Consider the following 26,281-nt stretch of genomic DNA (forward strand, 5'->3'; position numbering starts at 1 on the left):
GCAGTTCAAGAGGTATCTGACGCCTTTTTGCTCACAGGACGTTCACAGATCCCACAAATCCGTGACAAGCGATTCCGCGATCTGAAGCGCGTTCAGGGCCGCGCCCTTGCGGAGGTTGTCGGCGCAGACGAAGAAGTCGAGCGCGCGCTCGTCGTCGAGGGACCGCCGGACCCGGCCGACCCAGGCGGGGTCGGTGCCGACGACGTCGGCGGGGGTGGGGAAGTCGCCCGCGGCCGGGTCGTCGTAGAGGACGACCCCCGGCGCGGTGGCCAGGACCTCGTGGGCGCGTCCGACCGGGACGGGGTGCTCGAAGCGCGCGTGGACGGAGACGGAGTGGCCGGTCACGACGGGGACGCGCACGCAGGTGGCGGCGATCCGGAGGCCGGGCAGGCCGAGGATCCGGCGGGTCTCGTCGCGGACGTGCTCCTCCTCGGAGGAGGCGCCGTCGGCGCCGGGTGTGCCGGACCAGGGCAGGACGTTGAGCGCGAGGGGTCCGGGGAAGGGGCCGGTGTTCTCGCCGACGGCCCGCCGTACGTCTCCGGGGTGGGTGCCCAGGTCGCCGGCGGCGGCCACCAGGCCGAGCTGGGCGCGGAGCGCGTCGACGCCGGCCTGTCCCGCACCGGCGCCGCTGGCGGCCTGCTGGGCGGTGACGACCAGTTCGGCGATCCCGAACTCGGCGTGCAGGGAGCCCACGGCGACGATCAGCGCGAGGGTGGTGGAGCCGGGTCCGGCGACGATGCCCCGGGGGCGGACGCGCGCGGCGTGCCCGTTGAGCTCGGGGACGACGAGCGGCACGTCGGGGTCGGCGCGGAAGGCGGCGGAGGTGTCCACGACGACGGCGCCCTTGGAGACGGCGACGGGCGCCCAGCGGGCGGCGATGTCCTCCGGCACCAGGAAGAGCGCCAGGTCGACGCCGTCGAAGACCTCCTCGCCGAGCGCGAGGATCTCGCACTCCTCCCCGCGCACGGCGGCCTTGGAGCCGGCCGAGCGCGGGGAGGCGACGAGGCGTATGTCGCCCCAGACGTCCGCGTGGTGCGTGAGCATCTGGAGCATCACCGAGCCGACCGCCCCGGTCGCTCCCACGACCGCGAGCGTCGGCTTCGGGGTCATCGGCCGGTGCCTCCGTAGACGACGGCTTCGTCCGAGTCGCTGTCCAGACCGAAGGCGGTGTGGACGGCGCGCACGGCCTCGTTGACGTCGTCGGCGCGGGTGACGACCGAGATGCGGATCTCGGAGGTCGAGATCAGCTCGATGTTCACGCCGGCGTCGGACAGCGCGCGGAAGAAGTCCGCGGTGACGCCCGGGTTGGTCTTCATGCCGGCGCCGACCAGGGAGATCTTGCCGATCTGGTCGTCGTAGCGGAGCGAGTCGAAGCCGATCGCGGTCTTCGCCTTCTCCAGGGCGTCGATGGCCTTGCGGCCCTCGGCCTTGGGGAGGGTGAAGGAGATGTCCGTGAGGCCGGTGGAGGCGGCGGACACGTTCTGCACGATCATGTCGATGTTGATCTCGGCGTCGGCCACCGCGCGGAAGATGGCCGCGGCCTCGCCCGGCTTGTCCGGCACGCCGACGACGGTGATCTTCGCCTCCGAGGTGTCGTGGGCGACACCCGAGATGATGGCCTGCTCCACCTTCTGGTCCTTTGCGTCGGAGAGCGGTTCGTTGCTGACCCAGGTGCCCTGCAGGCCCGAGAAGGACGAGCGGACGTGGATCGGGATGTTGTAGCGGCGTGCGTACTCGACGCAGCGGTGCAGCAGCACCTTGGAGCCGGAGGCGGCGAGCTCCAGCATGTCCTCGAAGGAGATCCAGTCGATCTTCTTCGCCTTCTTCACGACGCGCGGGTCGGCCGTGAACACACCGTCGACGTCGGTGTAGATCTCGCAGACCTCGGCGTCGAGCGCCGCGGCGAGCGCCACGGCGGTGGTGTCGGAACCACCACGGCCCAGCGTGGTGATGTCCTTCTTGTCCTGGGACACGCCCTGGAAGCCGGCGACGATGGCGATGTTGCCCTCGTCGAGGGCGGTGCGGATCCGGCCCGGCGTGACATCGATGATGCGCGCTTTGTTGTGGACCGAGTCGGTGATGACACCGGCCTGGCTGCCCGTGAACGACTGGGCCTCGTGGCCCAGGTTTTTGATCGCCATGGCCAGCAGGGCCATGGAGATCCGCTCTCCGGCGGTCAGCAGCATGTCGAACTCACGCCCGGCAGGGATCGGGGATACCTGCTCGGCGAGATCGATCAACTCGTCCGTCGTGTCGCCCATCGCGGAAACCACGACGACCACCTGGTGGCCGTTCCTCTTGGCATCCACGATCCGCTTGGCGACGCGCTTGATGCCTTCGGCATCGGCAACGGAGGAGCCTCCGTACTTCTGCACGACAAGGCCCACGTGCGCTCCTCGCTCAGTCTGTGCCGCAGCCGGTGCTGCGATCGGCTCAGTCTATCGAGGGACCCGGAAACGCCTCTGTGATATCGCATGGTGAGACGTGCGGCTCAGGGAGTGATCATCGGTGGGCTGTCGGCCATCGGTCGGTGATCTGTCGGCGGACCGCACCAGAGTGGAGGCACCCGGAGAGACGGACAGCCGGAGAGACGGACGGCACCGAGCAGAGGAGCAGATCATGGACCAGACCCTGGTGGACCGGATGCGCGGCTACCTGGACGCGGGTCTCGCGATGGACGTCGAGACGCTGGACGCGCTGTACGACCCCGCCTTCGAGAACGTCCGCTGCGACGAGGAGGGGCTGGCCGTGACCCTCACGAAGGACATGTTCATGAGCCGGTTCCGTGCCCTGAAGGCGCGGGGCGTGAGCGTCGGGGAGTCCGTCGACGACGCGACCTTCCTCACGACCAGCACGTACGACGGGTACGGCTCGGTCGTGATGCACCGGGTGAAGGAGGGCCTGCCCGTCCTCTACACCTTCGTCTGGCGGCGTGACCCCCAGGGCGGCTGGGGGACGCTGCTGCGCGAGTTCACGTACGAGAAGGACATCAGCCACCTCGTACAGATGATGGAGACGGCGAGCGCCACTTCCCCGGGCCCTACTTCCTGAGGGACTTGCTCCGCAGGCCCAGCGGGGCCGCGATCTCCTCCAGCATCACGCGTCCCGCCTCCTCGGCGAGGTCGTCCTCGGTGAGGTCCTCGTCCGTGTCGAGGCCGTCCAGCTCCGCGAGGGGCTGGTCGAGGCGGACGTGCGCGACGAGGGACTGGAGGGCGCGGAGGGTGGCCGAGGCGGTCGGGCCCCAGTTGGAGAAGTACGAGAACTGCCACCACCACAGCGCCTCGCTGGTGCGGCCCGCGCGGTAGTGGGCGAGGCCGTGCCGCAGGTCGGTGACGATGTCGGCGAGGTTGTCCGAGATCCGGGCCGGCACCGGGGCCTTGCGCGGTTCGTACGGGTCGAAGACCTCGGAGAAGACGTCCACCGGTTCCAGCATCACCGCGAACCGCTCGCGCAGGTCGTCGACGTCCGGCTCCGGGCCGGTGTCCGGCTCGTACCGCTCGTCCGGGACGATGTCCTCGTGCGCGCCGAGCCGGCCGCCCGCCAGGAGCAGCTGGGAGATCTCCAGGAGCAGGAAGGGCACCGCGCTGTCGGGCTCGTCACCCTTGGCGACCTCGGTCGTCGCGACGATGAAGCTCTCGATCGAGTCGGAGATCTGGACGGCGAAGTCGTCCGGATCCTGCGTGACGGAGTGCAGTGTGGCGTCAGACATCGAGCAGCCTCCCTGAGAGAGCGCGGGCGAGCGCGCCGACCCTGTCGTCATACATCTAGCAGCCTCCGCCCCTCGAAGGCACGGCCGAGGGTCACCTCGTCGGCGTACTCCAGGTCGCCGCCGACCGGCAGCCCGCTCGCGAGGCGCGTCACCCTGAGGCCCATGGGCTTGATCATCCGCGCCAGGTACGTCGCGGTGGCCTCGCCCTCCAGGTTCGGGTCGGTCGCGAGGATCAGCTCGGTGACCGTGCCGTCCGCGAGCCGCGCGAGCAGCTCGCGGATGCGCAGGTCGTCCGGGCCGACGCCCTCGATCGGGCTGATCGCGCCGCCGAGGACGTGGTAGCGCCCGCGGAACTCGCGCGTCCGCTCGATCGCGACGACGTCCTTGGGCTCCTCGACCACACAGATGACGGTCAGGTCGCGGCGCGGGTCGCGGCAGATGTTGCACTGCTCCTGCTGCGCCACGTTCCCGCAGACCGCGCAGAACCTGACCTTCTCCTTGACCTCCAGGAGCGCGTGCGCGAGGCGGCGGACGTCCGTGGGCTCGGCCTGGAGGATGTGGAAGGCGATCCGCTGCGCGCTCTTGGGACCGACGCCGGGCAGCCTGCCCAGTTCGTCGATGAGGTCCTGAACCACGCCTTCGTACACGCCGACGCCCTTCTCGGAGGTGCTTGATTCTTACGGTAGTGGCTGGAAGCGAGCCTTAGAAGGGCTCAGAAGCCCAGACCCGGCATGCCGCCCATGCCCTGCGCCAGCGGGCCGAGCTTGGCCTGCTGGAGCTGCTGCGCGTTGTCGTTGGCGGCCTGGACGGCGGCGACGATCAGGTCGGCCAGCGTCTCGGTGTCCTCCGGGTCGACCGCCTTGGGGTCGATCACGAGGCCGCGGAGCTCGCCGGAGCCGGTGACGGTCGCCTTGACCAGGCCGCCGCCCGCCTGCCCGTCGACCTCGGTCGCGGCGAGTTCCGCCTGCGCCCGGGCGAGGTCCTGCTGCATCTTCTGGGCCTGCTGGAGGAGCTGCTGCATGTTGGGCTGGCCACCACCGGGGATCACGGTCACTCACTCCTGCTGCTCGGAACGTTCTGGTCTTCGGAACGTCGGTATGCCGAGCCTACGTGCTCCTCGACCGGGGTGCCGACGCAACTCTTTCGAGTGAGAAACTGCGGGCTCCTCTACCTGATCAACACCCTCTTGCGGGCGGAAATCCCGGGATTCCGGGCCCGCCGCCCACCATTCGGCGGTAGGAAGGGCAGGCACCACGTGCACCGCACGTCACAGAAGGACACGAGCACTGAGCTGAACAGAGGAGTCCCCCGGTGAGCCAGCAGCCGGAGATGCAGCCGCCGGGGCCCCCCGGGGGAGACGTCACCCGCGATCTGACGGGTACGCCGTTCCCCCTGGGCGACTGGGGCGAGCCGGCCGAACGGCTCGACGAGCTGTACCGCTGGGTCGAGACGAACGCCCTGCGCACCGCCGAGTGGTACCTCTCCGACCGCGTCTGGAAGCGCCGCAGCGCCCGGATCCTGCGGGTCTGCACGGCCGCCGGGGTGATCGCCGGGGCGGCGCTGCCGCTGCTCGACCTGACCGGGGTCGCCGAGGGCGCCGCGGGCTGGGGCTATCTGTCGCTGCTGCTCGGTGCCGCCTGCCTGGCCTGCGACCGGTACTTCGGGCTGACGTCCGGCTGGATGAGGGACGTGGCGACCGCCCAGGCCGTGCAGCGCCGTCTCCAGGCGCTCCAGTTCGACTGGGCCTCGGAGAGCGTCCGGGAGGTCCTGGGGCCCACGGAGGGCACGGCCAGTGAGGCCGCCGAGCGCTGTCTCGGGGTGCTGCGCCGCTTCTCGGAGGACGTGACGGAGCTGGTGCGGGCGGAGACCGCGGACTGGATGGTCGAGTTCCGCTCGGGCCCGGCGCCGCTGGCGCTCCAGTCGGTCGGCGTGGTCCCGGCCAGGGCGGAGAGCTCGCACCCGTCCGGGCGCTTCCCGCTGCCGCCGGGCACCCGCCCGAACATGCCGCGCCAGCGGCCCCCGGAGGCCCGCTAGGCCCTGTCGTCAAACTCCCGCCTGCCCTTCGGGCGACGACGGGAGTTTGACGACAGGGCTTAGGCAGACCTCCGGCGCGCGCACGGGAATCAGCTCAGGATGATCATCGAGCCCTGGGCCAGGCTCCGGGTCGCCGCCGCGTGCAGCCCCAGCCACACGTGCCGCTCCCGGGCGAAGGGGTGGTCGTCGTACGGCACCGTGGCCGGCTCCTCCAGGGTGGTGGGCCGGTCGGGCGGCTGCGGGGCCGCCGGCGGGTTCGCCGGGTCGATGCCGATCCAGGGCGCCACGAACTGCAGCTCGCGCAGCAGCCCGTACGAGGAGCCGAGCGGCCCGCCGCCCTCCAGGAGCTCGTCGTTGGCGAGCGGCACCGGGAAGTCCACCGGCACGTACGCGCCCGAGTGGTCGTAGTGCCAGACCAGGTGGGACTGCTGCGCGGTGGCCTCGAACATCTCCAGGAGCTGCTCGTAGTCCCCGCCGAGCTCACCGACCGGCTCGACCGGGAGCCCGCACATCCCGAGCAGGTAGGCGCGGCGCAGGAAGTGCAGGGCCTCGTAGTCGAAGCCGGCCACCGGCGCGACGTCGCCGGAGAGCCCCGGCATGTACGCGTAGACGGGCACGGTCGGCATGCCGGAGGCGCTCAGGACGGCGTCGTAGGCGGCTATCTCTTCGGCGAACGGGTTGTCGGGGCTGTGGCACAGCACGTCGACGAGGGGGACCAGCCACAGGTCACAGGCCAAGGGAGGCTCGCTCTCCGTCAGTTGCAGGGACGGCCAGGGTAGTCGGCTCGGCCGACGACGCCCACCCGCTGACCCCTGCCCCCGGAGCCCCCGCCTCAACCCGAACTCCGACCCCCCAGCCCCACGCGCCCCGCCGCTGGTACACGCCGGCCGGCCCCGGCCTCAGCGGGCCCGGGCCTCCAGATACCCCGCCCATTCCAGCGAGTGCGTGTTGTAGTCCCGTACGACCTGGACGGCCGCGTCGGCGTCGCCGCGGGTGATCGCGTCGACCAGGTCCACGTGTCCGCTCCACAGCCAGCCGAGGACGTCCCGCTCGGAGCGCAGGTAGGGCACGGAGAAGACCCAGGCCTGGACGCGGAGCCGGTGCAGGAAGTCGGCGATGTAGTCGTTGGCGGAGACCAGGCGTCCCAGCTCGCGCCAGTAGCGGATGTCGTAGCCGATGAGGATGTCCAGGTCCCCGGCGCGGGCGGCGCGGGCGGCGGCCTCGCCCCGGCGCCGTACGGAGACGAGCGCGACCCCGATGCCGTGGTCGGGCTCCGGGGGCACGGCGCCCGGCGCGTGGCGGCGGAAGATGCCGTCGACGACGAGCATCCGGGCCTCGACCATGCGCCGGTAGTCGGCGATCGAGTACTGGTGGACCCGGAAGCCGCGGTGCTGGTCGGAGTCGAGGAGGCCCTGCGCGCAGAGGTCGACGAGCGCTTCGCGGACGGGTGTCGCGGAGACCCCGTACTGCTCGGCGATCTGTTTTACCGTGAATTCCTCGCCCGGCTGGAGACGGCCTGCGAGCACTTCGTCACGGAGCGCGTCCGCGATCTGCTGTCGCAAGGTGTTGCGAGTGACAGCTCCGCTCGCGGGCATGGGTCGGCCCCCTCCGTCCGGCTCCGGACACCCTAGTCCAGACGGAGAGGACCTCCCCGTTTCGCTGTCAGACGGTGTGTTCGTCGGCCACCGAGAGGGCGGCGTCCAGGGCCGCCAGGCCCTCCTTGACCTCCGCCTCGGAGGCGTTGCAGGCGGGAACGGCGTGGGTGCGGTTCATGTTCACGAAGGGCCACAGGCCCTGCTTCTTCGCCGCGGCGCCGAAGGCGGCCATCGGGGCGTTGGCCTCGCCGGCCGCGTTGTACGGGACGAGCGGCTCGCGGGTCTCCCGGTTCTTGACCAGGTCGAGGGCCCAGAAGACGCCCATGCCGCGGACCTCGCCGACGGACGGGTGGCGCTCGGCGAGCTCGCGCAGGCCGGGGCCGAGGACGTTCTCGCCGATGTGGGCGGCGTTCTCGACGACCTTCTCGTCCTCCATCACGTGGATGGTGGCGACGGCGGCGGCGCAGGCCAGCGGGTGACCGGAGTAGGTCAGGCCGCCGGGGTACGGGCGCTTGTCGAAGGTGGCGGCGATCTCGGCGCTGATGGCGACGCCGCCGAGCGGCACGTATCCGGAGTTCACGCCCTTGGCGAAGGTCATCAGGTCGGGGACGACGTCGAAGTGCTCGGCGGCGAACCACTTGCCGGTGCGGCCGAAGCCGGCCATGACCTCGTCGAGGATGAAGACGATGCCGTACCGGTCGCAGATCTCGCGGACGCCGGCGAGGTAGCCGGGCGGCGGGGTCATGATGCCGGCGGTGCCGGGCACGGTCTCCAGGATGATCGCGGCGATCGTCGCCGGACCCTCGAAGGCGATCGTGTCCTCCAGGTGCTGGAGGGCCCGCGCGCTCTCCTCCGCCTCGGTGGTGGCGTAGAAGGGCGAGCGGTAGAGGAACGGCGCCCAGAAGCGCACGACGCCCGCGGAACCGTTGTCGGAGGCCCAGCGGCGCGGGTCGCCGGTCAGGTTGATCGCGGTGGAGGTGGCGCCGTGGTACGAGCGGTAGGCGGAGAGCACCTTCGTGCGGCCCGTGTGCAGACGGGCCATGCGGACGGCGTTCTCGACGGCCTCGGCGCCGCCGTTGGTGAAAAAGATCTTGTCCAGGTCGCCCGGGGTGCGCTCGGCGATGAGGCGTGCGGCCTCGGAGCGGACGTCCACGGCGAAGGCGGGGGCGAAGGTCGCGAGCTTCCCGGCCTGCTCCTGGATCGCGGCGACGACCTTGGGGTGCTGGTAGCCGATGTTCGTGTAGACGAGACCGCTGGTGAAGTCGAGGTAGCGGTTGCCGTCGTAGTCCCAGAAGTACGAACCCTCGGCGCCGGCGACGGCGAGCGGGTCGATCAGTCCCTGTGCGGACCAGGAGTGGAAGACGTGCGCGCGGTCGGCGGCCTTGACGGCCGCGCCGGCCTGGGGATCGGGTTCGACGTGAGGGGTCATGGATCGAGGGTAGGGAACCGCAGGTGGGACGGGCCATGGCCATCTTGTCCACCGAGACCGGGGCGGACGCGACACGTTGCTGTCCCCGTTTTCCCCTCAGGCCATCATTGACAGCATGCTGTCGAAATGACAGTCTTCTGTCATGGGAACCGAGACTGACACCAAGACCGTTCATCTCGCCGTCTACGACACCCTCGCCGACTGGGAGACCGGCCACGCCACGGCCTGGCTCGCCCGCGCCGGATACACGATCCGGACCGTCGGCCCGGTCGCCGGAGAGCCCGTCACGACCATCGCCGGCCTCCGGATCGTCCCCGACCTCGCGCTCGCCGACCTCGACCCCGGGGAGAGCGCCCTGCTGATCCTCCCGGGCGCCGAGAAGTACGACGAGGGCGACGACCTCGCCCCGTTCACCGCGAAGGCCCGCGCCTTCCTCGACGCCGGGGTCCCGGTCGCCGCGATCTGCGGCGCCACGGCCGGACTGGCGAAGGAGGGCCTGCTCGACGACCGCCCCCACACGAGCGCGGTGTCGTTCTACCTGGCCGCCACGGGCTACCAGGGCGCCGGCCACTACGTCGACGCGGACGCCGTGCGGGACGGGGACCTCATCACGGCGGGCCCCACGGAGCCGGTCGCCTTCGCGCGCGAGATCTTCGCCCGGCTCGGCGCGTACGAGGGCAAGCGGGACGCCTGGTACCGCCTCTTCCAGCACTCCGACCCCGCCGCCTTCGCCGAGCTGAACGCGTGAGCCGCGAGCAGCAGGACGCCCTCTCCCGCACGGCCCTGGGCGTCTTCCGCCTCAACGGCCAGTTCCTCGCCGTGTCCGAGAAGCTGGCCGAACCGGCGGGCCTCACCGCCGCCTGGTGGCAGGTCCTCGGAGCCGTACTCCCCGAGCCGCTCCCCGTCGCCGGGATCGCCCGCGTCATGGGCATCACCCGGCAGAGCGTCCAGCGCGTCGCCGACCTCCTCGTACGGGAGGGGCTCGCCGCCTACGAGCCGAACCCGGCCCACCGGCGCGCCAAGCTCCTCGCCCCGACGGAGGCGGGACGGGCGGCCGTCCGGCGCATCGACCCGGGCCACGCGGAGCTCGCCGCCCTGCTCGTGCGCGAACTGGGCGGCCAGGAGGCCTTCGACGAGACGGTACGGGTCCTGGAGCGGCTGTCGGCGGCCCTGGAGACGGTCGGCGAGAGCTACCGGACACCGCCCCTGCCGCAGGAGTGAACCGGGCGGCCTAAGCTGCGCGCCATGAGCACGTCAGCGCGCAGCACGGCCACCACGTTCACCGGCTGGGGCATGGTCCTCAGCGGGGCGGCCGCCGTCGTCGCCGCCCTCTGGGGGGCCTCCCCGTACCCCCCGCTCGTGCCCGAACTCGCCCTCGCCGGCCTGTCCGTGGCCTTCGCTGCGGGCTGGGTGGTCGCCTCCTGCCGGGCAGAGGCGCGGTCCCGCGACCCGCTGAGCAAGCCCCGCCCCGACACCCGGCGGCCGAACCCCGTCCTGCGGTACGTGCTCTGCTTCGGCGTCCCGCTCGCCACGTTCGCCGCCCTCCTGACGGCCTTCAACGTCAGCGGCGCCTACGGCCGCGAGACCGAGCGCCTGGAGCGCGCCGGGTACGACGAGTACGCCGTCACCGTCGTCCGCCTCGCGGGCGAGCCCGCGCCGCACAGGGGCGGCGAGGACAACGACCCGTACTACCTCACCGATCTCACCCTGCGCATCCCGTACGAGGCGGGCCCCCGCGAGGTCACCGTCCGGGGCATGTACACCCGCTTCAAGGCGCCGAAGCCCGGCACCGAGGTCGACGTGTACTTCGCGCCTCGCGATCCCGGGACCCCCGTCGTCGAGAACGGCCGGCGCTCCACCGTCCGTCTCTTCCTCGTCGCCTTCCTCGGGCTCTGGATCTGGCCCCTGATCCTGGTCGCCGGCTTCGCCCTGAAGGCGATGGCCGAAGCGGAAGCCGTGCACCGGCTGCGCCGCTTCGAGGCGGGCGTCCACCTGCCGGCGCTCGGCATCCTCCTGACCGGCCTGCTGCTGCTCCTGCCGAAGGCCCTGGACTTCCAGGTGGCCGGCCACGACCAGGCGTTCGCCCTCGCCTCCTGCCTGGCCCCCGCGCTGGCCCTGACCTGGTTGGTCAAGAGGTCGTGAACAGCTCGGCGACCACGCTCCGCAGCAGCAGCGGGTGCACGAAGCGGTACGGGGCCGTCGGGGGGAACCGCCACGCCAGGGGCCATGTCCTCCCCGTCAGCGCCGGGACCGGCACGTAGCTCACGTGGGCCGGTCCCGCGTTGAAGCGGGTCACCCCGCGCGGCCACGCGCGGCGGGCCGTCGAGCCGGGCGGCACGAGGAAGTAGACGCCCCGCCGCCCGTTCGCCTCGATGACGACGGGCCCGGGATCTCCCCCCGTCAGCGCCTCCATCCAGTCGGCGAGCCGACGCCCTTCGTCACCGTCGACTCGAACGGCGTCGAATTGTACGCCCGCCTTACGGAGTTGGAATCCGGAAACAGGAATCCAACTCGCATTCACTTCCCGATTCTCTGCATTCACAGGGACATGTTCCCGCGTCGGCGCTAGCGTTTTCCACGACTGCGGCGGGCGCGTCGGCAACCCCTTGACCTGCGCCAACACGCCACCTGTGCAGTCGAATTCGGCGGGGAGCAGTTGAGACCGGTTGAGATCGATTGAGTCCGAATGGGGAGCATGAATGGCGCGAGCGGAGAACAGGGAAACGGTCGGCCCTGCGGCCAGGATGGCAGCCGCGGTGGCGAAGAGATTGCGACAGAAGAAGGGGTGGACGCAGGAGTATCTGGGAAGCCAGACGGGCTTCACGGGCGCGGCGATCAGCGCGATGGAACGGCACGTCCACCCGGTGAGCGACGACATGCTGGTCCAGCTGGAGCGGGGACTGGGCGGCGGCACGGGCATCTTCGAGGAGATGCGGGAGCTCGTACGGCTGGAGAAGCTGCCGGAGCTGTTCCGCGATTACGCACCGATCGAGCAGAAGGCCGTGGCGTTGTGGTTGTACGCCAACCACGTCGTCCACGGGCTGTTCCAGACGGAGGCGTACGCGCGGGCGTTGATCGCGGGTGGCCACCCCGAGCCGACTCCGGAGCGGGTCGAGGAACTGGTCGTGGGCCGGATGGCCCGGAAGAACCTGTTCGACCGGAAGCAGGTGTGCGAGATCGAGCTGATCCTCGACGAGTCGGTACTGAGGCGACCGATCGGCGGCGAGGAGATCATGAGAGAGCAGCTGCTGCACTTGGCAGAGTGCGCCCGAAGGAGCAACGTGAACCTTCAGGTACTCCCGTTGGACGCCGGGTTGGGAGGCAAGTACGCGGGCGACCGGGGTGATCTGAACATCGTCGAGACCCCGGAGCACGACCACGTGACCTACCTGGAGATCCAGGGGGAGAGCCTGCTGATCACCGACCGGGCGAAGGTCAGTGTCCACCGGCAGAGGTATGCGAAGATCCGGGCACAGGCCCTGGATCCGCGCAGGTCGCTGGGCGTCATCGAGGAGTTGGCGGGAGTACGGAGATGAACGAGACCCTGCACTGGTTCAAGTCCAGCTACAGCGACAGCGGTGGCGGCAACTGCGTAGAAGTCGCCACCGCCGCCCACGCCGTCCACCTCCGGGACTCGAAGGTGCAGGACGGCCCCACGTTCGCCGTGGAGCCGTCCTCGTGGTCCGCCTTCGTCGACTGGCAGAACTGAACCGCTAGCAGGACAGGTTCGACCCCGCGGGCACGCCCAGGATCTGGGTGAACTGCTGGTACTTGGTGACCCGGCTCTGGACCTGGGCCGGGTTGCCGCCGTTGCACTCCAGGCTGCCGTTGATCGCCCAGATGGTCTGGCCGAAGCCGGAGCCGTTGACCATGGCGTTGTGGGCGGTCATCGTGCCGGGGCCGTTCTGGGTGTTCCAGTACCAGAGGCCCGTCTGCATGGCGACGGCCGGATCCTGCTCGACCTTCCAGGGGTTGTTCAGCAGGTCGATGCCGAGGGCGTCACCGGCGGCCTTGTAGTTGAAGTTCCAGGACAACTGGATCGGACCGCGTCCGTAGTACGCGGCCTGGCCGGCCGGGCAGCCGTAGGGCTGGGTCGTGTCGCAGTAGTGGGGGTAGTTGGCGGTGTTCTGCTCGACGATGTAGTAGAGCCCGCCCGTCTCGTGGGAGACGTTCGCGAGGAAGGCCGCGGCCTCCTGCTTCTTCACCGTGTCGCTGCCGGTGTTGGCGAAGCCGGGGTACGACTTGAGGGCGGCCACGAGGCCCGCGTACGTGTAGAAGGGGTTCCGGCTCGGGAACATCTGGTTGAACTGGGCCTCGGAGACCACGAATCCGCCGCTGGACGGCGGGGTGGTGGGCGGGGTGGTGCCCCCGCCGCCGCAGACGCCCTGGTCGGCCCAGACGCCCCACTCGCCGGTCGTGCCGGGGGTCTCGTTCTGGGTCCACCACTTGGCCTGCCAGTTGTGGCCGTTGTGCGAGGCCGTCATCCCGCCCGTGTAGACGGCGGAGGAGTTCCACGCGGCGGCGCAGGCGGCGGCCGCGCCGGCGGAGGCCGTGGGGAGGAGAAGGAGGGCGAGTCCGACGGCCGTACAGAGTGCGGCCAACGAGGTGAACAGCTTTCGCAGCATGCGAACTTCCTTCCGGGTGGGGCCGGGTGGAGCCGGATGGGGAAGCCCAGCGAAGCGCGATTGGTCTGGACCTGTCAAGGTCCAGACCATAAAGAAGGCGCTCCGGCTGACGGAGCGCCTGCTTTCCGGACGGCCGCGTCCGCTACGCGACCAACTGCACCGCCAGGTCCTTCGCCAGGGACTCGGCCGCCGCGAAGGACTCCGTGCGGGAGGCCTCGAAGAGCGGGACGAGCTCGGCCATCGCCGGGACGTGCGGGGCGAAGGTCAGCTCGGGGGTGATGAAGCTGACGTCCATGCCGAAGACGTCGGCGAGGATCAGGCGCAGGTAGTTCTCGACGTAGTCGTTGCCGAACTGGGGCGTGCCCTCGCGGTAGGAGCCGCCGCGGCTGGCGACGACGACGGCCCGCTTGCCGGCGAGTGAGGGGTGCTCGGCGATCGCGGTGCGGCCCACCAGGAAGACCTGGTCGAGCCAGGCCTTCAGGGTGGACGGGATCGAGTAGTTGTACATCGGCGCGCCGATCAGGATCACGTCCGCCCGCTCGGCCTCCTCGATCAGCCTGCCGCGCGACTCGAACGCCGCCGGCTCCTCCGGCGACCGGTCGGCCGCCGCGGCGCCCCCCGCGTCGAGGTCGGCCGCCCCCAGGTGCGGGACCGGTTCCGCGGCGAGGTCGCGGTAGATCACCGTCCCCTCGGGGTGCTCCGCCTCCCAGGCCTTACGGAAGGCGGCGGTGACGGCGCGGGAGTGGGAGTTCTCGCCGTTGAAGGAGGTGTCGATGTGCAGCAGCGTAGCCATGGGGGATCGTCTCCTGAGTCGCGGTTCTCGTCGGCCCTGCTCTCTCGGCCGGCGAGAAGAAGCCTGCTTCCTCAACCAAACTTGAGGTCCAGCGCCTGTGACTCAGATCACGATCCCCAGGGGCCCGGCGGCTCAGATCATCAGGACGATCCGGCCCGGCCTGTGGCCCGCCTCCGCCCTGCGGTGCGCCTCCGCGACCTCCTCCAGGGGCATCACGTCGGCCACCCGGGTGACCAGCTCCCGGTCCGCCACCTTCCGCAGGCTCTCCGTGAGCCGGGCGGCGTCCGGCCTGGCCCGTACGGTCTCGACGCGGATCCCCCGCTCGGCGACCGGCACGCGGTCGGGCGCGATCGCCGCGAACGCCCCGCCGTCCTTGACGACAGGGAGGAGGGCCTCGCCGATGATCCCGCCGTCGAAGACCCCGTCCACCCCGTCCGGGTCGCCCGCGCGCACCTTCGCGACGATGTCCTCCGGGACACCGCGCGGGACCACGTGGTCCGCGCCGAGCACCCTCAGCTCGGGCTCGTCACCCTCGTGTGCGACGGCCACGACCCGCAGTCCGGCGGCAGAGCCGTACTGGACGGCCAGACGGCCCACCACCGCGCTCGCACCGGTCACGAGCAGCGTCGACCCCGCCGGGAGGGCGAGCCTGTCGAGGCCCTGCTGGGCGGTGGCCGAGGCCAGCGGGAGAGACGCGGCCACGGTGAAGTCCACCTCGTCGGGGATCACGGCCAGCCACTCCGGATCGGCCCAGATGGTCTCGGCGTACGTGCCGTCGCCCGTCAGCATCTCGAACCAGGGCACGAAACCGGCCACGCGGGTGCCCACGGGCAGGCCGGGCGCGGCATCGAGCAGCTTCCCGGCGAAGTCCGTCCCCAGCACGAACGGGGGCTTGAGCGGGCCGACCGAGTCGGCGTACCGGCCCGCGCGGATCCGCAGGTCCGCCTGGTTCACTCCGGCCGCCTTCAGGCGCACCCGGACCTTCCCCGGCTCGGCCCCGGCCTCCGGCTCCGGCCGACGGGCCATCCTGAGGACCTCGGGTCCGCCGTAGGCGGTCACTTCGACGACACGCATGGGGTACTCCTCAGACGGAAGGCCCCCTCGTCGCCATTACACCCACGCTCCACAGCCCCGAGCAACCCCTGTCGGTCCACCTGAAGGAACGGAGAAGTCCAGGTGGCCGCCCGCTACGCCGCCCCCGCCCTCGTACAGGCGTCCGTACCGTCCCGGCCATGGAGTGGATAACCGCAGAGAACGTCATCGCCGTGGGGACGGCCCTCGTCGGTGTCCTGGTCACGCTCGCCGTCGTCTGGATCGACCGGTTCTCGCCCCAGCGCAAGCGGCTCGGCTACCGCGTGCAGCTGAACACCCCGCTCCACCGGGAGGAGAGCCGGGACAGCGAGGTCACGACCGTGCGGGAGGGCCAGGTGGTGGGCATGGCACCGCCCGCCGACGGGTCCACGCTCGTCCTCCTCCGCATCGAGAACGACCGCGAGCTCGACATCAGCTCCGACGACTACGGGGCCGCCGCCGAACCCCACGGCCTGCGGATCACGTTCGCCGAGCGGACCGTCCAGGGCGTCGTCGCCACCGTTCCGGCCGCCTGGGACTCCGTACGGGAGGACCTGGAGCGCTCCCCCACGCTCGGCCGGAACGGCAGCGCGGTCCTCGTCCCCCGGGTCGCCCTCGAACGCGGCCAGTACTTCAAGCTGCTCGTCCAGCTCTCCGGCGGTGTCGCCGACAGGGACATCAAGGTCGTCGGGAGCCTCCAGGGCGGCTCCATCCGGCGCAACCGGAGCATCACCCCCGACGAGAAGCCGGCCAGGTTCAGCCCGACCTCCCGGACCGTCACCGTCGTCCTCACCGCCTGCGTCATGGCCCTCGCCGCGATCATCGTCCGCGAGCAGACCCCGCCGCCCATCGGCTGCGCCCGGGGCACCCTCACCGTCACCGGCTCCACGGCCTTCGCGCCCGCCCTGCGGGAGGCGGCACGGCAGTACGAGGAGGACTGCGAGGGCTCCACGGTGGCCGTGGACGTGCACGGCTCCACCGCCGGGATCCGGGAGCTCGCCGAGGCGGGGGCGAAGGCCGGGAAGGGGTCGCCGGCGGTCGTCGCCCTCTCCGACGGACGGAAACCGGGCGGCTTCCCGGAACTGCGGGAGAACATGGTCGCCGTCTCCCTCTTCACCCTCGTCCTCAACGACGCCGTCCCCGTCGACGGCCTCACCCTGGACCAGATCCGCGCCGTCTACCGGGGCGGGATCCGGAACTGGAGCGAGCTGGGCGGCCCCGACCGCCCGATCCTCCTCGTCAGCCGGGACGCCAACTCGGGCACCCGGGAGGTGTTCCAGCGCCGGGTCCTCGGGCACAACGAACCCGCCAACTCCTCCCGGGACTGCGAGCACGCGGACGACCCCACGGCGAAGGTGATCCGCTGCGAACTCGACTCCACCGAACAGGTCCTGGCCACCGTCGCCCGGCTCCCCGGAGCCATCGGCTACACCGAACTCCGCGCCGGCGACGGCCGGAAGGGCCTGCACCGGATCTCCGTCGACGGCCGCGGGCCCGCCGTGGACGAGCTGGGTGCCTCCCCCTACCCGTACCGGGAGATCGAGTACGCCTACACCTGGGGCCTGCCCCGGGCCGACTCCCTGACCTCCAGCTTCCTCACCTACCTCCGGTCCGGGCGCGGCCAGGACGTCATCAGCGCCCACGGCCACCTGCCCTGCGCCACCCCGAAGGGGCTGAAGGTCTGCGGAGAGGACTGATCGCCGCAGGCGTCGTCTGGCATGCTCTGGCGACGTGGAGTCATTGAACGCGGAAGATCCGGTCAGCGTCGGCCCGTTCCGTCTGATCGGCCGCCTCGGGGTCGGCGGGATGGGCCGGGTGTTCCTGGCGCGCTCGGCCGGCGGGCGGACCGTCGCGGTCAAGGTGGTGCACGCGGAACTGGCCGCCCAGGACGAGTTCCGGCGCCGCTTCGCCCGCGAGGTCGCCGCGCTCGAACGGGTCGGCGGCACCGGCACCGCGCCCGTCCTCGGCTCGGACACCACCGCCGACTCGCCGTGGGTCGCCATCGGGTACGTACCGGGCCCCTCCCTGCGGGCCGTCGTCGGCGACGAGTTCGGGCCGCTGCCGCCCGCGACCGTACGCGCCCTGGCCTCGGGACTCGCCCGCGCCCTCGACCACATCCACGCCGCCGGGCTCGTCCACCGCGACCTCAAGCCGTCCAACGTGCTGCTGACCGTCGACGGGCCCCGGATCATCGACTTCGGCATCGCCCGCGCCGTCGACCACGTCTCCGACGGCGGCAACCTGACCACCACCGGAGCCGTCGTCGGCTCCCCCGGCTTCATGTCGCCCGAGCAGGTCCGCGGCGACCAGGTCTCGCCCGCCTCCGACGTCTTCTGCCTCGGGTCCGTGCTCGTGTACGCGGCGACCGGCCGCGCCCCCTTCGGCACGGCGGACAGCGGCGTCCACGCCACCATGTTCCGCATCGCCCACGACGAGCCCGACCTGACGGACCTCCCGCCCGAGCTCTCCGGACTCATCCGGGCCTGCCTCGCGAAGGACCCGGCGGCCCGGCCCACCGCGACCGAGATCGTCGAGACGCTCCCCGTGGCCGACCCCTGGCTCCCGGCGGACGTCCTGGCCCGGCTCGGACGCCACGCGGCACGGCTCCTGGAGGCGGAGGGGAGCAGCGCCCCGGCGTCCGAGACTCCCCCGCCCACGGCCCCGGCGGGCACGGCCTCGACCGTCCCCGCACCGGCCGCACCCACCCCCTCGCCCCGGCGCCGGGGCCGTACCGCCCTGCTCGCCGCCGCCACGGCCCTCGTCGTCGCGGCGGCCGCCGGAGCCGCGTACACCTACTGGCCAGAGAACGGCGGCACGGGCGGCACCGCGGGCGGCCGGAAGAACGGCGGCACCGCAGACCGTCCCCCCGGGATCGTCCCCGCCGCCTTCCTCGGCGCCTGGGAGGGCGTCCTCAAGGGCTCGGCGGACGTCCCGTACGAGACCCGCCGGATCGAGATCACCCAGGGACCCGCCGGAGCCAGGGCCGCCGTCTACACCCACGTCACCGGGGAACAGCTCTGCATGGGCCGGGCCACCCTGATCTCCGCCACCGAAGGCGAACTCGTCCTCGGCGAGGCGGAGATCACCGCGAGCGTGCCCGCCCAGCGCTGCACCCCGGCCGCCCGCCAGACCCTCACCCTGCGCTCCACCGACGTCGTCGAATGGGGCTCCGGCGTCGCCAAGAGCACCTTCCGCCGGGTCGAGGCGGGCACGGACGTCGTCCCCGCCGCGTACGTCGGCACCTGGAAGCAGGCACCGGACACGCTGACCCAGCCCGACCCCGACCGCTGGTCCTACCGGCTCATCGTCACCCAGGGCCCGGTCGGCGCACCGCTCGTCCGCTTCGAGCAGTCGTACCCGCGCATGGACGACCAGGGCAACGCGCTCGCCGAGGACATCGACTGCGCCGCCACCGCCCTCGTCGGCGGCGCGGGCTCCCTCCTCGTCATCGGCCCCGAGACCCGCGACCCGGCCGGCTGGGACCCGGACTGCGTCGAGAACGGCTCCGGCAACCTCCGCATCGTCCGGTACAAGGGCAAGGAGCGGCTCCAGCTCTACGGGATGTCGGGAGACGGGGAACCGGCCGAGTTCGTCCGGGACAAGCCCTAGTAGTGCTTGGGAAGGTGACGACAGGGAGTAGTGCTTTGGAAGGTGACGGCAGGCCCTAGCGGGCGAGGAGTTCCAGGGCGGCCCGCACGGAGTCCAGGAGGGGCTGGCCGATGCCGCCGACGGTGGCGGCGACGGCCTGGAGGACCTGGAGCGCGGCGGGCCGCCGGTCCGGCACGGCGAGGTCGGTCGCGGCACCGTCGACGGACTCCAGGGCCCCCGCCGGCAGGCTGCCCCGCAGCTCCTCGACGCGCTGGAGCACCGCCGCCAGGGCCCGTTCGAGGTCGGGCGAGCCGTGGTGGTGGACGATGCCCTGGTTGCCCTGGCCGCCGTGCATGTTCACGACGTCGCCGTAGTAGTTGTCCCCGCTCACCTCGCCACCCCCGTGTTGCCGCTGCCGCCGTACATGTTCACCGAGTCACCGAAGTGGTAGTTGCCGTAGTTGGTGATCGCCAGCGTTGCCACGTGGGCGTGCAGCTCCGCGTCCGGCTTGTCGATCGCCTCCGCGATCGCGTGGACGAGCTCGTTCAGGTGCTTGCGCTTTCCCGTCACCAGCGCCGTGGACCGCCCGTTCGTCTCGACGGCGAGGACGTCATGGGAGGCGGCGAAGACCACCGACGCCATGTCGCCGAAGTAGTAGATCAACAGGGACACGACGAAGACCAGGGCGGCCCCGACGAACCCGTCGAGGTCACCGCTCGATCCGGACGAGTCCCACGAACTCGACGAGGAGTCCGCGAAGTTGGAGAGGATCAGGAGGACGACGAGCGTGATCCCTCCCCGCTTCAGGAAGCGGGCGAGGGCCTCTCCGCGCCGGGGCCGCAGCACGAAGGTGTGGACACGGACGATGTTCTCCAGCGGATAGGCGCCGCCGTGCACCCAGAGCAGCCGCTTGCTGATGACAAGTCCGTGCCGGCTCGGCGGGCCGACCGGGGCGGCCGGGGCGGCGGCGCCTCTCCCCGGTTCGTTCCACGGTCTCGACGGCGGAGACGGCGGAGACGGCGGCTCGGGCGGACGCGTCGGCTTCGGCGGCGGCGTTTCGTTCGTTCCCATGCATCCCCCCGGGGTGGAACCGCTACGACTGCCCCTCATTACGCATCCGAACCACCTTTCCCGCAAGGCGAGTTCAGGCCTCCCGGCGTACGACATCGGCCGCCGCGCGGGCGTAGTCCCGGACCAGGGGGCGGGCGTCGGAGGCGCGCCAGGCGAGGGCGAAGCGACTCGGGGTGGCGTCGTGGACAGGGCGGGTGACGACGCCCCCGCGGGTGAGGAGCGACGCGTTCCCGGCGGCGACCAGGCAGATGCCGAGGCCGCCGACCAGGGCCTCGTACGTCTCGTCCGCGCTGGCGACCTCGGCGCCGATCACCGGCGGGCGGCCGCCCCGCGCGTCCACGGCCAGCCAGTAGTCGCGGAGTTCGGGCCCGGTGCCGGGCAGGGCGAGAAACGGCTCGTCGAGGAGCTCGGAGATGCCGAGGCCGGCGCGGGCGGCCAGCGGATGGGCCTCGGGGAGGGCCACGAGACGCGGCTCGGTGGCGACGACGACCCAGCGGAAGCGATCCGGCCCGACCATCGGCAGCCACACGAACGCCACGTCGCTGGTGCCGTCCGCGAGCCCCGCCGTCGGGTCCTCCCAGCCCACCTGGCGCAGCCTGAGCCGGGACTCCGGGTGCTCCTCGGTGAACCGGGACCGGATCGCGGGCAGCAGGCCCCCGCGGCCGGGGCTGGTGCTCATGCCGACGACCAGGGTCCGGTCCGCGGCCGCCCGGGCCCGCTCCACCGCTCCCCGGCCCTCCTCCCACGCGGCGAGCACCGCGCGGGCGTGCGGCAGCAGGGCCGTACCGACCTCGGTGAGCCGGACGCCCTGCCGGTCGCGGTCGAAGAGCGGCGCTCCGAGCTGCCGCTCCAGGACGCGGATCTGCTTGCTGAGCGCGGGCTGCGAGACGTACAGACGCTCGGCGGCACGCGTGAAGTGGAGCTCCTCTGCGACCGCGAGGAAGTACCGCAGTTCCCGCCCGTGCACATCCATGCCCTCTGGCTATCACGGCGGATCTTGGACGGACAACGTCCCACCGTCCCAAGCTTGTTGGGACAACGAGAGACCGAAACAGCAGGGGGGAACACGCACATGAGCAAGGTCTGGCTGATCACGGGAGCCAACAGCGGCTTCGGGCGCGCCTTCGCCGAGGCCGCGATCGCCGCCGGCGACGTCGTCGTCGCCGCGGCCCGCCGCACCGAGACCCTGGACGACCTGGTCGCCGCCCACCCCGACCAGGTCGACCCCGTCGCCCTCGACGTCACCGACACGGCCGCGATCGACCGGGTCGTCGCCGACCTGATCGAGCGCCACGGCCGCGTCGACGTCCTCGTCAACAACGCGGGCCGCACCCACGTCGGCTCCGTCGAGGAGACCGACGACGAGGAGCTGCGCTCGCTCTTCGACGTGCACGTCTTCGGGCCCGCCGCCCTCACCCGCGCCGTCCTGCCCCACATGCGGGCCCGCCGCTCCGGCGCGATCGTGCAGCTCAGCAGCGTCGGCGGCCAGATGTCGATGGCCGGCTTCGGGGCGTACAGCGCGACCAAGTTCGCCCTGGAGGGCCTGTCCGAGGCGCTCGCCGCCGAGGTCGGGCCGCTCGGCGTCAAGGTCCTCATCGTCGAGCCCGGCGCCTTCCGCACCGGCCTCTTCGGCAACCACAGCCTCAGCGGCGACGGCATCGCCGACTACGCCGACACCGTCGGCGCCACCCGCGGCTTCGTCGAGACCGGCGGCGGCACCCAGGCCGGCGACCCGGCGAAGGCCGCGGCGGCCGTCATCGCCGCGCTGGACGCCGACGAGACCCCGCTCCGCCTCGCCCTCGGCGACGACTCGATCGACACGATCCTGGGCCACCTGGACCAGGTCCGCTCGGACCTGACCACCTGGGAGAAGGTCGGCCGGGACACGAAGCTCGACGCCTGACGTCACGACGAAGGGCCCGCACCCCGGTCCGGCCGGGGTGCGGGCCCTTCGTCACGTGCTCCCGGAGGAACCGCGTACTCCTAGAGGAAGGAGTTGATCTCGATCGTCTCGGTGCGGCCGGGGCCGACGCCGATCGCGGAGATCGGGGCGCCGGACATCTCCTCCAGCGCCTTCACGTACGCCTGCGCGTTCTTCGGCAGGTCCGCGAAGGTCTTCGCCTTCGTGATGTCCTCGGACCAGCCCGGCAGCATCTCGTAGATCGGCTTCGCGTGGTGGAAGTCGGTCTGCGAGTACGGCAGCTCCTCGACGCGCTTGCCGTCGATCTCGTACGCGACGCAGACCGGGATCTGCTCCCAGCCCGTCAGCACGTCGAGCTTGGTGAGGAAGAAGTCCGTCAGGCCGTTGACCCGGGTCGCGTAGCGCGCGATGACCGCGTCGAACCAGCCGCAGCGGCGGTCACGGCCGGTGGTCACACCGCGCTCGCCGCCGATGCGCCGCAGCGCCTCGCCGTCCGCGTCGAAGAGCTCCGTCGGGAACGGGCCGGCGCCGACACGGGTCGTGTACGCCTTCAGGATGCCGATCACGCGGGAGATCTTCGTCGGGCCCACGCCCGCACCCGTGCAGGCGCCGCCCGCGGTCGGGTTCGAGGAGGTGACGAAGGGGTACGTGCCGTGGTCGACGTCGAGCAGGGTGCCCTGGCCGCCCTCGAAGAGCACGACCTTGTCGTCGTCGAGCGCCTTGTTGAGGATCAGCGTGGTGTCCGCGACGAACGGCTTGATCTGCTCCGCGTACTGGAGCATCTCCTCGACGATCTGCTCCGCCTCGATCGCGCGGCGGTTGTACAGCTTGGCGAGGAGCTGGTTCTTGCCCTCCAGCGCCGCCTCGACCTTCTGCACGAGGATCGACTCGTCGTACAGGTCCTGGACCCGGATGCCGACGCGGTTGATCTTGTCGGCGTAGGTCGGACCGATGCCACGACCCGTGGTGCCGATCTTGCGCTTACCGAGGAACCGTTCCGTCACCTTGTCGAGGGTGACGTTGTACGGGGTGATCAGATGGGCGTTGCCGCTGATCAGGAGCTTCGACGTGTCGACGCCGCGGTCGTTCAGCCCGCTCAGCTCGGAGAGCAGGACCGCCGGGTCGACGACGACACCGTTTCCGATCACCGGGGTGCACCCCGGGGAGAGGATTCCGGAAGGGAGGAGGTGGAGCGCGTACTTCTGGTCGCCTACGACGACCGTGTGGCCGGCATTGTTGCCGCCCTGGTAACGCACCACGTAGTCCACGGATCCACCGAGCAGGTCGGTGGCCTTTCCCTTGCCCTCGTCACCCCACTGAGCACCGAGCAGCACAAGTGCGGGCACAGGCGTACACCCCTTCCGGGTGGGGCATGTCCAAGGTCAGGGGGCGTACGCCGCCTCACCGGTGTGCCCCGGAATAGACGAAGCCCCTGGCGCAATAGCGCAAGGGGCTCTTGCACAAAGATGCTACCCGAGGAAGGACCGAGGTGTCGGATCACGACCAGCTGCTGGTCATCGTCGACCCGGTCGCCCGCCGAAGTGACGGCGAGTCCGTGCGGATCGCGAAGGATGTCCTGTCTGCGGGCGCCGAGGCGAAGATCTGCCTGCCGGACGGCCCGGAGGAATTCTCCCGGGCCCTGGCCCGGCGCGGCTCCCGGCGCCCCGTGGTGCTCGGCGACGACCGCGCGCTGCTCCGCACGGTGGCCCTGCTGCACCGCGAGCGGGAGCTCTCCGAGAGGGCCCTCTCGCTCGTCCCGATCGGCGCCCCGGACGCCCTGGAAGTGGCCCACGCGCTCGGCGTGCCGCGCTCCACACCGGCGGCGGCCCGGGTGGTCCTGCACGGGGCCGTACGCCGTCTCGACCTGCTCGTCGACGACAGCGACGGCGTCGTCCTCGGCGATCTGTGGGTCCCCGGCACGCCCGCCGCCGTTCCCGTGCCGCCTTCCGTCTGGGGCACCTGCCGGTCCCTCGTCCGCACCCTGGTCCGCCCCGCGCCCGCGCCCGCGGCCCGGCTGCGGGTGGAGGCGGACGGGGTGCTGCTCGCCGACGTCGACGCGCCGGTGGAGGGCCTGACGGTCCGGACCTCCGGCGGCAGGGCCGAGGTGACCGTCCGGCCCGCGGCCGCCCCGGCGCGGCACGCGACCGCCCGGACGATCACGGTCTCGGGCCCGGACTTCCGCTACCGCGCGGACGGGCGGCTGACCGGGCCGGTGCGGCGCCGGACGTGGACGGTGCGGGCGGGGGCGTGGGGGCTGACGCTGCCGCGGGACGCCGCGTGACGGCGGGGGCGGTGATCGTCTAGCGTCTCGGGCGGGGAATCGGCCCAGGGGCGGGGGACGTGCGATGACGGGTACGGTCGAGGGTGCGCCGACGGGTGCGCGGGCGGGTGCACCGACGGGTGCGCTGGACGTCAAGGAGACGGCGGTCGCGCTGGAGCGGTACCGGCGGAAAGCCGTCCGGCTGGTCATCGGCGGGCTCGTGACCCTCGCCTTGGCCGCCGGCATCGCGGCACTGCTCGTGGGCACGGGCTCCACCGGCGCGGCCGCCATGCCCTTCGCGCTCGGGATCATCGCCCTGGGCGGCGGGATCGGCTCACTGGTCAACGCCCGGCGGATGCGGCGGACCCTCGCCGCGGGCACCTGGTCGGCACACCCCGCCGTGGCGATCGGCAGCAGCGCGTACGCGACGAGCGTCGTCCTGCGCGCCCCGGACGGCTCCGAGGCGTGGCCGCTGACCGTGATCGCGACCCGGCAGCGCTACGAGCTGCTGCGGCCGGGCCCGGACGGCGTGCTGTGGTGGTGCGGCGACCCCCGCCGGGGCGGGGTCCTCGCGCCGCCCGGCGGCGGCGAGCTGATCCGGGCGAAGCGGATGCGCGGCGGGCGCGTGCGGCGCCGGATCCTCGCGCGCGCGGAGGCCGAGGGTCTGATGCACCGGGCGGGACCGCGGCAGCCGCGCGGGCCGCTGGCCGGGCTTGTTCCCGTGCCCACGCCCGTGCCCACGCCCGTGCCCACGCCCGTGCCCGTGCCCGGGCCCGCCGTCGCGGTGGATGACGGGGTGGATGACGCGTACGACAGCCCCGACGGCGGCCAGAGCGAAGGCAGGAGCGACGGCCACAGCGAGGGCCACGGCGAGGGCCTCCACGACAGCCTTCCCGACGGACTTCCCGACGGGCTTCCCGACGGGCTTCCCGACGGCTCTTCCGTGCGGCTCGACGAGGCGGCCCCCGCGCCGTCCAGGCCGACCTACGCCGTACTCGCCGCGCACGCCCGGCGGCAGGCCGCGCCCCAGGGCCGGGCGCCCCGCCCCGAGGCGGACGTGCGCGACGTGGCCTGGTGGCGGGTGCGGAGCCTGCGGCGGACCGCCGGGGTGACCCGGGTGCTGGTCGCGCTCGGGTTCTGCGCGGCCGTGGGCGCGGTCGCGCTGACCGGACCGCAGAAGGCGGACCTGCTGAAGCTGGGCGGGGTGGGCGCGCTGGTCCTGGCCGCCCTCGTGTACTCCTGCCACCAGCTGCTGACCCGCGGCAGGCCCGTGGTGCGGGTGATGGTCCGGGCCGCGACCGCCTTCCCGCCCCGCCTCCGCCGGTACGTCCTGCTCTACGACCCCCGGGGCGGCGCGCCCGTCCTGGTGCTGTTCCCGGTGTACGGCGGCCCGTACGCCCGGCCCGAGGCGGTGCTCCCGCTGATTCCGCCCGGCCCGCCGAAGGAGCCGCGCCGCGGCCTGCCGGCCCTGCCCATCGGCACCGTCGGCCTGCACGGCTGGCAGGACTTCACCCCGGACGGCCGCATGCCGTTCGTCGTGCCCCGGATCGGCGGGCGTCCCCTGTGGCCCGCGGGACCGTACTGGGAGGACGACGGGCGGCCCGAGTTCGCCGCGCTCCTCGACCGGCTCGCCCCGCCGCTGGAGGCTCAGGACTCCTGAGGTCCCGCGGCCTTGCGGGCGCGCCAGCGGTCCATGATCCCGCCGATCTCGCCGTGCAGGAAGGCGAAGAACTCGGCCGTCTCGGCCGTGCGGCGCCCCGCCGCCGTGTCGCGCCCCAGCGTCTCCGCGCCCTCCTCCAGGACCTTCTCCCAGCGGATCAGGACCTGGTCGCGGCGGGTGAAGGTCTCGTACCAGAGCTCGTTGTGGAGGACGTACCGGTCGCGGCGCGTGCCGGGGTCGCGCTCGCGGCTGACCATGCCGACCTGGGTGAGGTAGCCGATCGCGCCGGAGACGGCCGCGGGGCTGATCCGGAGCTGTTCGGCGAGTTCGGCCGAGGTCATGGACGCCGTCTCGGAGGCGAGGAGCGCCGCGAAGACGCGACTCGCCATGCGCTGCATGCCGGCGGCGGTCAGTTCGGCGGCGAAGCGTTCGACGAAGCGGGACACGGCCGCCTCGTCCTCGCCCCCGTCGGTCTTCGTCGTCATGTCGCTCTCACCCATCCCTCGACTTTATACGCTTCCTTAA

At 72.0% G+C, this 26,281-nt stretch carries 29 protein-coding genes; 12 read left to right on the forward strand and 17 right to left on the reverse strand.

Features of this window, described 5'->3' with window-relative positions:
* Positions 1 to 42: 42 nt before the first annotated feature.
* Positions 43 to 1,110, reverse strand: a complete 1,068-nt coding sequence (locus tag ACN9MM_RS18260) for an aspartate-semialdehyde dehydrogenase (protein ID WP_426364620.1) — start codon at positions 1,108 to 1,110, stop codon at positions 43 to 45.
* Positions 1,107 to 2,387: an aspartate kinase gene (locus tag ACN9MM_RS18265; protein ID WP_426364621.1), complete on the reverse strand. Its 1,281-nt coding sequence runs from the start codon at positions 2,385 to 2,387 to the stop codon at positions 1,107 to 1,109. The genes ACN9MM_RS18260 and ACN9MM_RS18265 overlap by 4 nt, the downstream gene beginning before the upstream one ends.
* A 232-nt stretch (positions 2,388 to 2,619) precedes the next feature.
* On the opposite strand from ACN9MM_RS18265, the gene ACN9MM_RS18270 reads away from it, so the two are divergent.
* On the forward strand, positions 2,620 to 3,051 hold the full coding sequence (locus ACN9MM_RS18270; RefSeq protein ID WP_426364622.1) for a hypothetical protein: 432 nt from the start codon (positions 2,620 to 2,622) through the stop codon (positions 3,049 to 3,051).
* Here ACN9MM_RS18270 and ACN9MM_RS18275 read toward each other — a convergent pair.
* The 3 genes from ACN9MM_RS18275 to ACN9MM_RS18285 form a co-directional block, all read right to left on the reverse strand.
* Positions 3,041 to 3,709 (reverse strand): DUF5063 domain-containing protein, encoded by a 669-nt coding sequence (locus ACN9MM_RS18275; RefSeq protein WP_426364623.1) that lies wholly within the window; start codon positions 3,707 to 3,709, stop codon positions 3,041 to 3,043. The genes ACN9MM_RS18270 and ACN9MM_RS18275 overlap by 11 nt on opposite strands.
* A 47-nt stretch (positions 3,710 to 3,756) precedes the next feature.
* Positions 3,757 to 4,356, reverse strand: a complete 600-nt coding sequence (gene recR, locus ACN9MM_RS18280) for a recombination mediator RecR (protein WP_024760125.1) — start codon at positions 4,354 to 4,356, stop codon at positions 3,757 to 3,759.
* Positions 4,357 to 4,421: 65 nt separating this feature from the next.
* Complete coding sequence (locus ACN9MM_RS18285; RefSeq protein WP_086825272.1) at positions 4,422 to 4,757, reverse strand: YbaB/EbfC family nucleoid-associated protein; 336 nt, start codon at positions 4,755 to 4,757, stop codon at positions 4,422 to 4,424.
* A gap of 281 nt (positions 4,758 to 5,038) precedes the next feature.
* On the opposite strand from ACN9MM_RS18285, the gene ACN9MM_RS18290 reads away from it, so the two are divergent.
* Positions 5,039 to 5,743, forward strand: a complete 705-nt coding sequence (locus ACN9MM_RS18290) for an SLATT domain-containing protein (RefSeq protein WP_426368767.1) — start codon at positions 5,039 to 5,041, stop codon at positions 5,741 to 5,743.
* Between the two features lie 89 nt (positions 5,744 to 5,832).
* Here ACN9MM_RS18290 and ACN9MM_RS18295 read toward each other — a convergent pair whose 3' ends face one another.
* The 3 genes from ACN9MM_RS18295 to ACN9MM_RS18305 form a co-directional block, all read right to left on the reverse strand.
* Entirely contained in the window at positions 5,833 to 6,480 is a 648-nt protein-coding gene (locus ACN9MM_RS18295) for a hypothetical protein (RefSeq protein WP_426364624.1), read from the reverse strand.
* A gap of 162 nt (positions 6,481 to 6,642) precedes the next feature.
* Positions 6,643 to 7,338 (reverse strand): GntR family transcriptional regulator, encoded by a 696-nt coding sequence (locus ACN9MM_RS18300; protein ID WP_426364625.1) that lies wholly within the window; start codon positions 7,336 to 7,338, stop codon positions 6,643 to 6,645.
* A 67-nt stretch (positions 7,339 to 7,405) separates the two neighbouring features.
* Entirely contained in the window at positions 7,406 to 8,767 is a 1,362-nt protein-coding gene (locus ACN9MM_RS18305; RefSeq protein WP_426364626.1) for an aspartate aminotransferase family protein, read from the reverse strand.
* A gap of 142 nt (positions 8,768 to 8,909) precedes the next feature.
* Here ACN9MM_RS18305 and ACN9MM_RS18310 point away from each other — a divergent pair, with 142 nt between their 5' ends.
* From ACN9MM_RS18310 to ACN9MM_RS18320, 3 genes are read left to right on the forward strand one after another with little or no spacing between them, the layout of a single operon-like run.
* Complete coding sequence (locus ACN9MM_RS18310) at positions 8,910 to 9,515, forward strand: DJ-1/PfpI family protein (protein WP_426364627.1); 606 nt, start codon at positions 8,910 to 8,912, stop codon at positions 9,513 to 9,515.
* A complete protein-coding gene (locus ACN9MM_RS18315; RefSeq protein ID WP_426364628.1) occupies positions 9,512 to 9,988 on the forward strand; it encodes a MarR family winged helix-turn-helix transcriptional regulator in 477 nt (158 codons plus the stop codon). The genes ACN9MM_RS18310 and ACN9MM_RS18315 overlap by 4 nt, the downstream gene beginning before the upstream one ends.
* Before the next feature lie 24 nt (positions 9,989 to 10,012).
* Positions 10,013 to 10,909: a hypothetical protein gene (locus ACN9MM_RS18320; protein ID WP_426364629.1), complete on the forward strand. Its 897-nt coding sequence runs from the start codon at positions 10,013 to 10,015 to the stop codon at positions 10,907 to 10,909.
* On the opposite strand, the gene ACN9MM_RS18325 is transcribed toward ACN9MM_RS18320, so the two are convergent.
* Positions 10,896 to 11,309, reverse strand: coding sequence for a hypothetical protein (locus ACN9MM_RS18325; RefSeq protein ID WP_426368768.1), 414 nt, complete (start codon positions 11,307 to 11,309; stop codon positions 10,896 to 10,898). The genes ACN9MM_RS18320 and ACN9MM_RS18325 overlap by 14 nt on opposite strands.
* Positions 11,310 to 11,466: 157 nt before the next feature.
* Here ACN9MM_RS18325 and ACN9MM_RS18330 point away from each other — a divergent pair, with 157 nt between their 5' ends.
* Together ACN9MM_RS18330 and ACN9MM_RS18335 are read left to right on the forward strand one after the other, a co-directional pair.
* The gene (locus ACN9MM_RS18330; protein ID WP_426364630.1) at positions 11,467 to 12,303 is read left to right on the forward strand and encodes a helix-turn-helix domain-containing protein; all 837 of its coding nucleotides are present in this window, start codon (positions 11,467 to 11,469) and stop codon (positions 12,301 to 12,303) included.
* Positions 12,300 to 12,476, forward strand: coding sequence for a DUF397 domain-containing protein (locus tag ACN9MM_RS18335; RefSeq protein WP_426364631.1), 177 nt, complete (start codon positions 12,300 to 12,302; stop codon positions 12,474 to 12,476). Before ACN9MM_RS18330 ends, ACN9MM_RS18335 begins: the two co-directional genes overlap by 4 nt.
* Positions 12,477 to 12,480: 4 nt before the next feature.
* Here the strand turns inward: ACN9MM_RS18335 and ACN9MM_RS18340 are convergent, their stop codons facing one another.
* The 3 genes from ACN9MM_RS18340 to ACN9MM_RS18350 all read right to left on the reverse strand — a co-directional run bounded on the left by ACN9MM_RS18340 (position 12,481) and on the right by ACN9MM_RS18350 (position 15,259).
* The gene (locus ACN9MM_RS18340) at positions 12,481 to 13,392 is read right to left on the reverse strand and encodes a glycoside hydrolase family 19 protein (RefSeq protein ID WP_426364632.1); all 912 of its coding nucleotides are present in this window, start codon (positions 13,390 to 13,392) and stop codon (positions 12,481 to 12,483) included.
* 142 nt (positions 13,393 to 13,534) lie between these two features.
* Entirely contained in the window at positions 13,535 to 14,185 is a 651-nt protein-coding gene (locus ACN9MM_RS18345) for an FMN-dependent NADH-azoreductase (RefSeq protein WP_426364633.1), read from the reverse strand.
* Between the two features lie 132 nt (positions 14,186 to 14,317).
* On the reverse strand, positions 14,318 to 15,259 hold the full coding sequence (locus ACN9MM_RS18350) for an NADP-dependent oxidoreductase (RefSeq protein ID WP_426364634.1): 942 nt from the start codon (positions 15,257 to 15,259) through the stop codon (positions 14,318 to 14,320).
* A 158-nt stretch (positions 15,260 to 15,417) separates the two neighbouring features.
* On the opposite strand from ACN9MM_RS18350, the gene ACN9MM_RS18355 reads away from it, so the two are divergent.
* Complete coding sequence (locus ACN9MM_RS18355; protein WP_426364635.1) at positions 15,418 to 16,953, forward strand: substrate-binding domain-containing protein; 1,536 nt, start codon at positions 15,418 to 15,420, stop codon at positions 16,951 to 16,953.
* A 34-nt stretch (positions 16,954 to 16,987) separates the two neighbouring features.
* Positions 16,988 to 18,865, forward strand: a complete 1,878-nt coding sequence (locus ACN9MM_RS18360) for a serine/threonine-protein kinase (RefSeq protein WP_426364636.1) — start codon at positions 16,988 to 16,990, stop codon at positions 18,863 to 18,865.
* 55 nt (positions 18,866 to 18,920) lie between these two features.
* Here ACN9MM_RS18360 and ACN9MM_RS18365 read toward each other — a convergent pair whose 3' ends face one another.
* From ACN9MM_RS18365 to ACN9MM_RS18375, 3 genes are all read right to left on the reverse strand, one after another.
* Positions 18,921 to 19,235 carry a hypothetical protein gene (locus ACN9MM_RS18365; RefSeq protein WP_426364637.1) on the reverse strand — a complete coding sequence of 105 codons (315 nt, stop codon included), beginning with the start codon at positions 19,233 to 19,235 and terminating at the stop codon, positions 18,921 to 18,923.
* Entirely contained in the window at positions 19,232 to 19,915 is a 684-nt protein-coding gene (locus ACN9MM_RS18370) for a DUF6232 family protein (protein WP_426364638.1), read from the reverse strand. The genes ACN9MM_RS18365 and ACN9MM_RS18370 overlap by 4 nt, the downstream gene beginning before the upstream one ends.
* A 73-nt stretch (positions 19,916 to 19,988) precedes the next feature.
* A complete protein-coding gene (locus tag ACN9MM_RS18375; RefSeq protein ID WP_426364639.1) occupies positions 19,989 to 20,888 on the reverse strand; it encodes a LysR family transcriptional regulator in 900 nt (299 codons plus the stop codon).
* A 99-nt stretch (positions 20,889 to 20,987) separates the two neighbouring features.
* Between ACN9MM_RS18375 and ACN9MM_RS18380 the strand changes: the two genes are divergently transcribed.
* Positions 20,988 to 21,818, forward strand: a complete 831-nt coding sequence (locus ACN9MM_RS18380) for an oxidoreductase (protein ID WP_426364640.1) — start codon at positions 20,988 to 20,990, stop codon at positions 21,816 to 21,818.
* An 80-nt stretch (positions 21,819 to 21,898) separates the two neighbouring features.
* Here ACN9MM_RS18380 and ACN9MM_RS18385 read toward each other — a convergent pair whose 3' ends face one another.
* Positions 21,899 to 23,182, reverse strand: coding sequence for an adenylosuccinate synthase (locus ACN9MM_RS18385; protein WP_382865306.1), 1,284 nt, complete (start codon positions 23,180 to 23,182; stop codon positions 21,899 to 21,901).
* 143 nt (positions 23,183 to 23,325) lie between these two features.
* Between ACN9MM_RS18385 and ACN9MM_RS18390 the strand changes: the two genes are divergently transcribed.
* Entirely contained in the window at positions 23,326 to 24,117 is a 792-nt protein-coding gene (locus tag ACN9MM_RS18390) for a diacylglycerol kinase (RefSeq protein WP_426364641.1), read from the forward strand.
* A gap of 64 nt (positions 24,118 to 24,181) precedes the next feature.
* The gene (locus ACN9MM_RS18395) at positions 24,182 to 25,756 is read left to right on the forward strand and encodes a hypothetical protein (RefSeq protein WP_426364642.1); all 1,575 of its coding nucleotides are present in this window, start codon (positions 24,182 to 24,184) and stop codon (positions 25,754 to 25,756) included.
* Here ACN9MM_RS18395 and ACN9MM_RS18400 read toward each other — a convergent pair.
* Positions 25,744 to 26,256, reverse strand: coding sequence for a GbsR/MarR family transcriptional regulator (locus ACN9MM_RS18400; RefSeq protein ID WP_426364643.1), 513 nt, complete (start codon positions 26,254 to 26,256; stop codon positions 25,744 to 25,746). The genes ACN9MM_RS18395 and ACN9MM_RS18400 overlap by 13 nt on opposite strands.
* Positions 26,257 to 26,281: the final 25 nt, after the last annotated feature.

This window comes from Streptomyces sp. E-08 (genome assembly GCF_049913095.1).
GTDB lineage: Bacteria > Actinomycetota > Actinomycetes > Streptomycetales > Streptomycetaceae > Streptomyces.

Bases quoted from the DNA above. Each gene is read 5' to 3' on its own strand.
- ACN9MM_RS18340 (WP_426364632.1), bottom strand. From the start codon at position 13,392: ATGCTGCGAAAGCTGTTCACCTCGTTGGCCGCACTCTGTACGGCCGTC.
- ACN9MM_RS18345 (WP_426364633.1), bottom strand. From the start codon at position 14,185: ATGGCTACGCTGCTGCACATCGACACCTCCTTCAACGGCGAGAACTCC.
- ACN9MM_RS18350 (WP_426364634.1), bottom strand. From the start codon at position 15,259: ATGCGTGTCGTCGAAGTGACCGCCTACGGCGGACCCGAGGTCCTCAGG.
- ACN9MM_RS18300 (WP_426364625.1), bottom strand. From the start codon at position 7,338: ATGCCCGCGAGCGGAGCTGTCACTCGCAACACCTTGCGACAGCAGATC.
- ACN9MM_RS18380 (WP_426364640.1), top strand. From the start codon at position 20,988: ATGAGCAAGGTCTGGCTGATCACGGGAGCCAACAGCGGCTTCGGGCGC.
- ACN9MM_RS18320 (WP_426364629.1), top strand. From the start codon at position 10,013: ATGAGCACGTCAGCGCGCAGCACGGCCACCACGTTCACCGGCTGGGGC.
- ACN9MM_RS18400 (WP_426364643.1), bottom strand. From the start codon at position 26,256: ATGGGTGAGAGCGACATGACGACGAAGACCGACGGGGGCGAGGACGAG.
- ACN9MM_RS18395 (WP_426364642.1), top strand. From the start codon at position 24,182: ATGACGGGTACGGTCGAGGGTGCGCCGACGGGTGCGCGGGCGGGTGCA.
- ACN9MM_RS18290 (WP_426368767.1), top strand. From the start codon at position 5,039: ATGCAGCCGCCGGGGCCCCCCGGGGGAGACGTCACCCGCGATCTGACG.
- ACN9MM_RS18305 (WP_426364626.1), bottom strand. From the start codon at position 8,767: ATGACCCCTCACGTCGAACCCGATCCCCAGGCCGGCGCGGCCGTCAAG.
- ACN9MM_RS18375 (WP_426364639.1), bottom strand. From the start codon at position 20,888: ATGGATGTGCACGGGCGGGAACTGCGGTACTTCCTCGCGGTCGCAGAG.
- ACN9MM_RS18355 (WP_426364635.1), top strand. From the start codon at position 15,418: ATGGAGTGGATAACCGCAGAGAACGTCATCGCCGTGGGGACGGCCCTC.
- ACN9MM_RS18330 (WP_426364630.1), top strand. From the start codon at position 11,467: ATGGCGCGAGCGGAGAACAGGGAAACGGTCGGCCCTGCGGCCAGGATG.
- ACN9MM_RS18270 (WP_426364622.1), top strand. From the start codon at position 2,620: ATGGACCAGACCCTGGTGGACCGGATGCGCGGCTACCTGGACGCGGGT.
- ACN9MM_RS18260 (WP_426364620.1), bottom strand. From the start codon at position 1,110: ATGACCCCGAAGCCGACGCTCGCGGTCGTGGGAGCGACCGGGGCGGTC.
- ACN9MM_RS18275 (WP_426364623.1), bottom strand. From the start codon at position 3,709: ATGTCTGACGCCACACTGCACTCCGTCACGCAGGATCCGGACGACTTC.
- ACN9MM_RS18310 (WP_426364627.1), top strand. From the start codon at position 8,910: ATGGGAACCGAGACTGACACCAAGACCGTTCATCTCGCCGTCTACGAC.
- ACN9MM_RS18335 (WP_426364631.1), top strand. From the start codon at position 12,300: ATGAACGAGACCCTGCACTGGTTCAAGTCCAGCTACAGCGACAGCGGT.
- ACN9MM_RS18370 (WP_426364638.1), bottom strand. From the start codon at position 19,915: ATGGGAACGAACGAAACGCCGCCGCCGAAGCCGACGCGTCCGCCCGAG.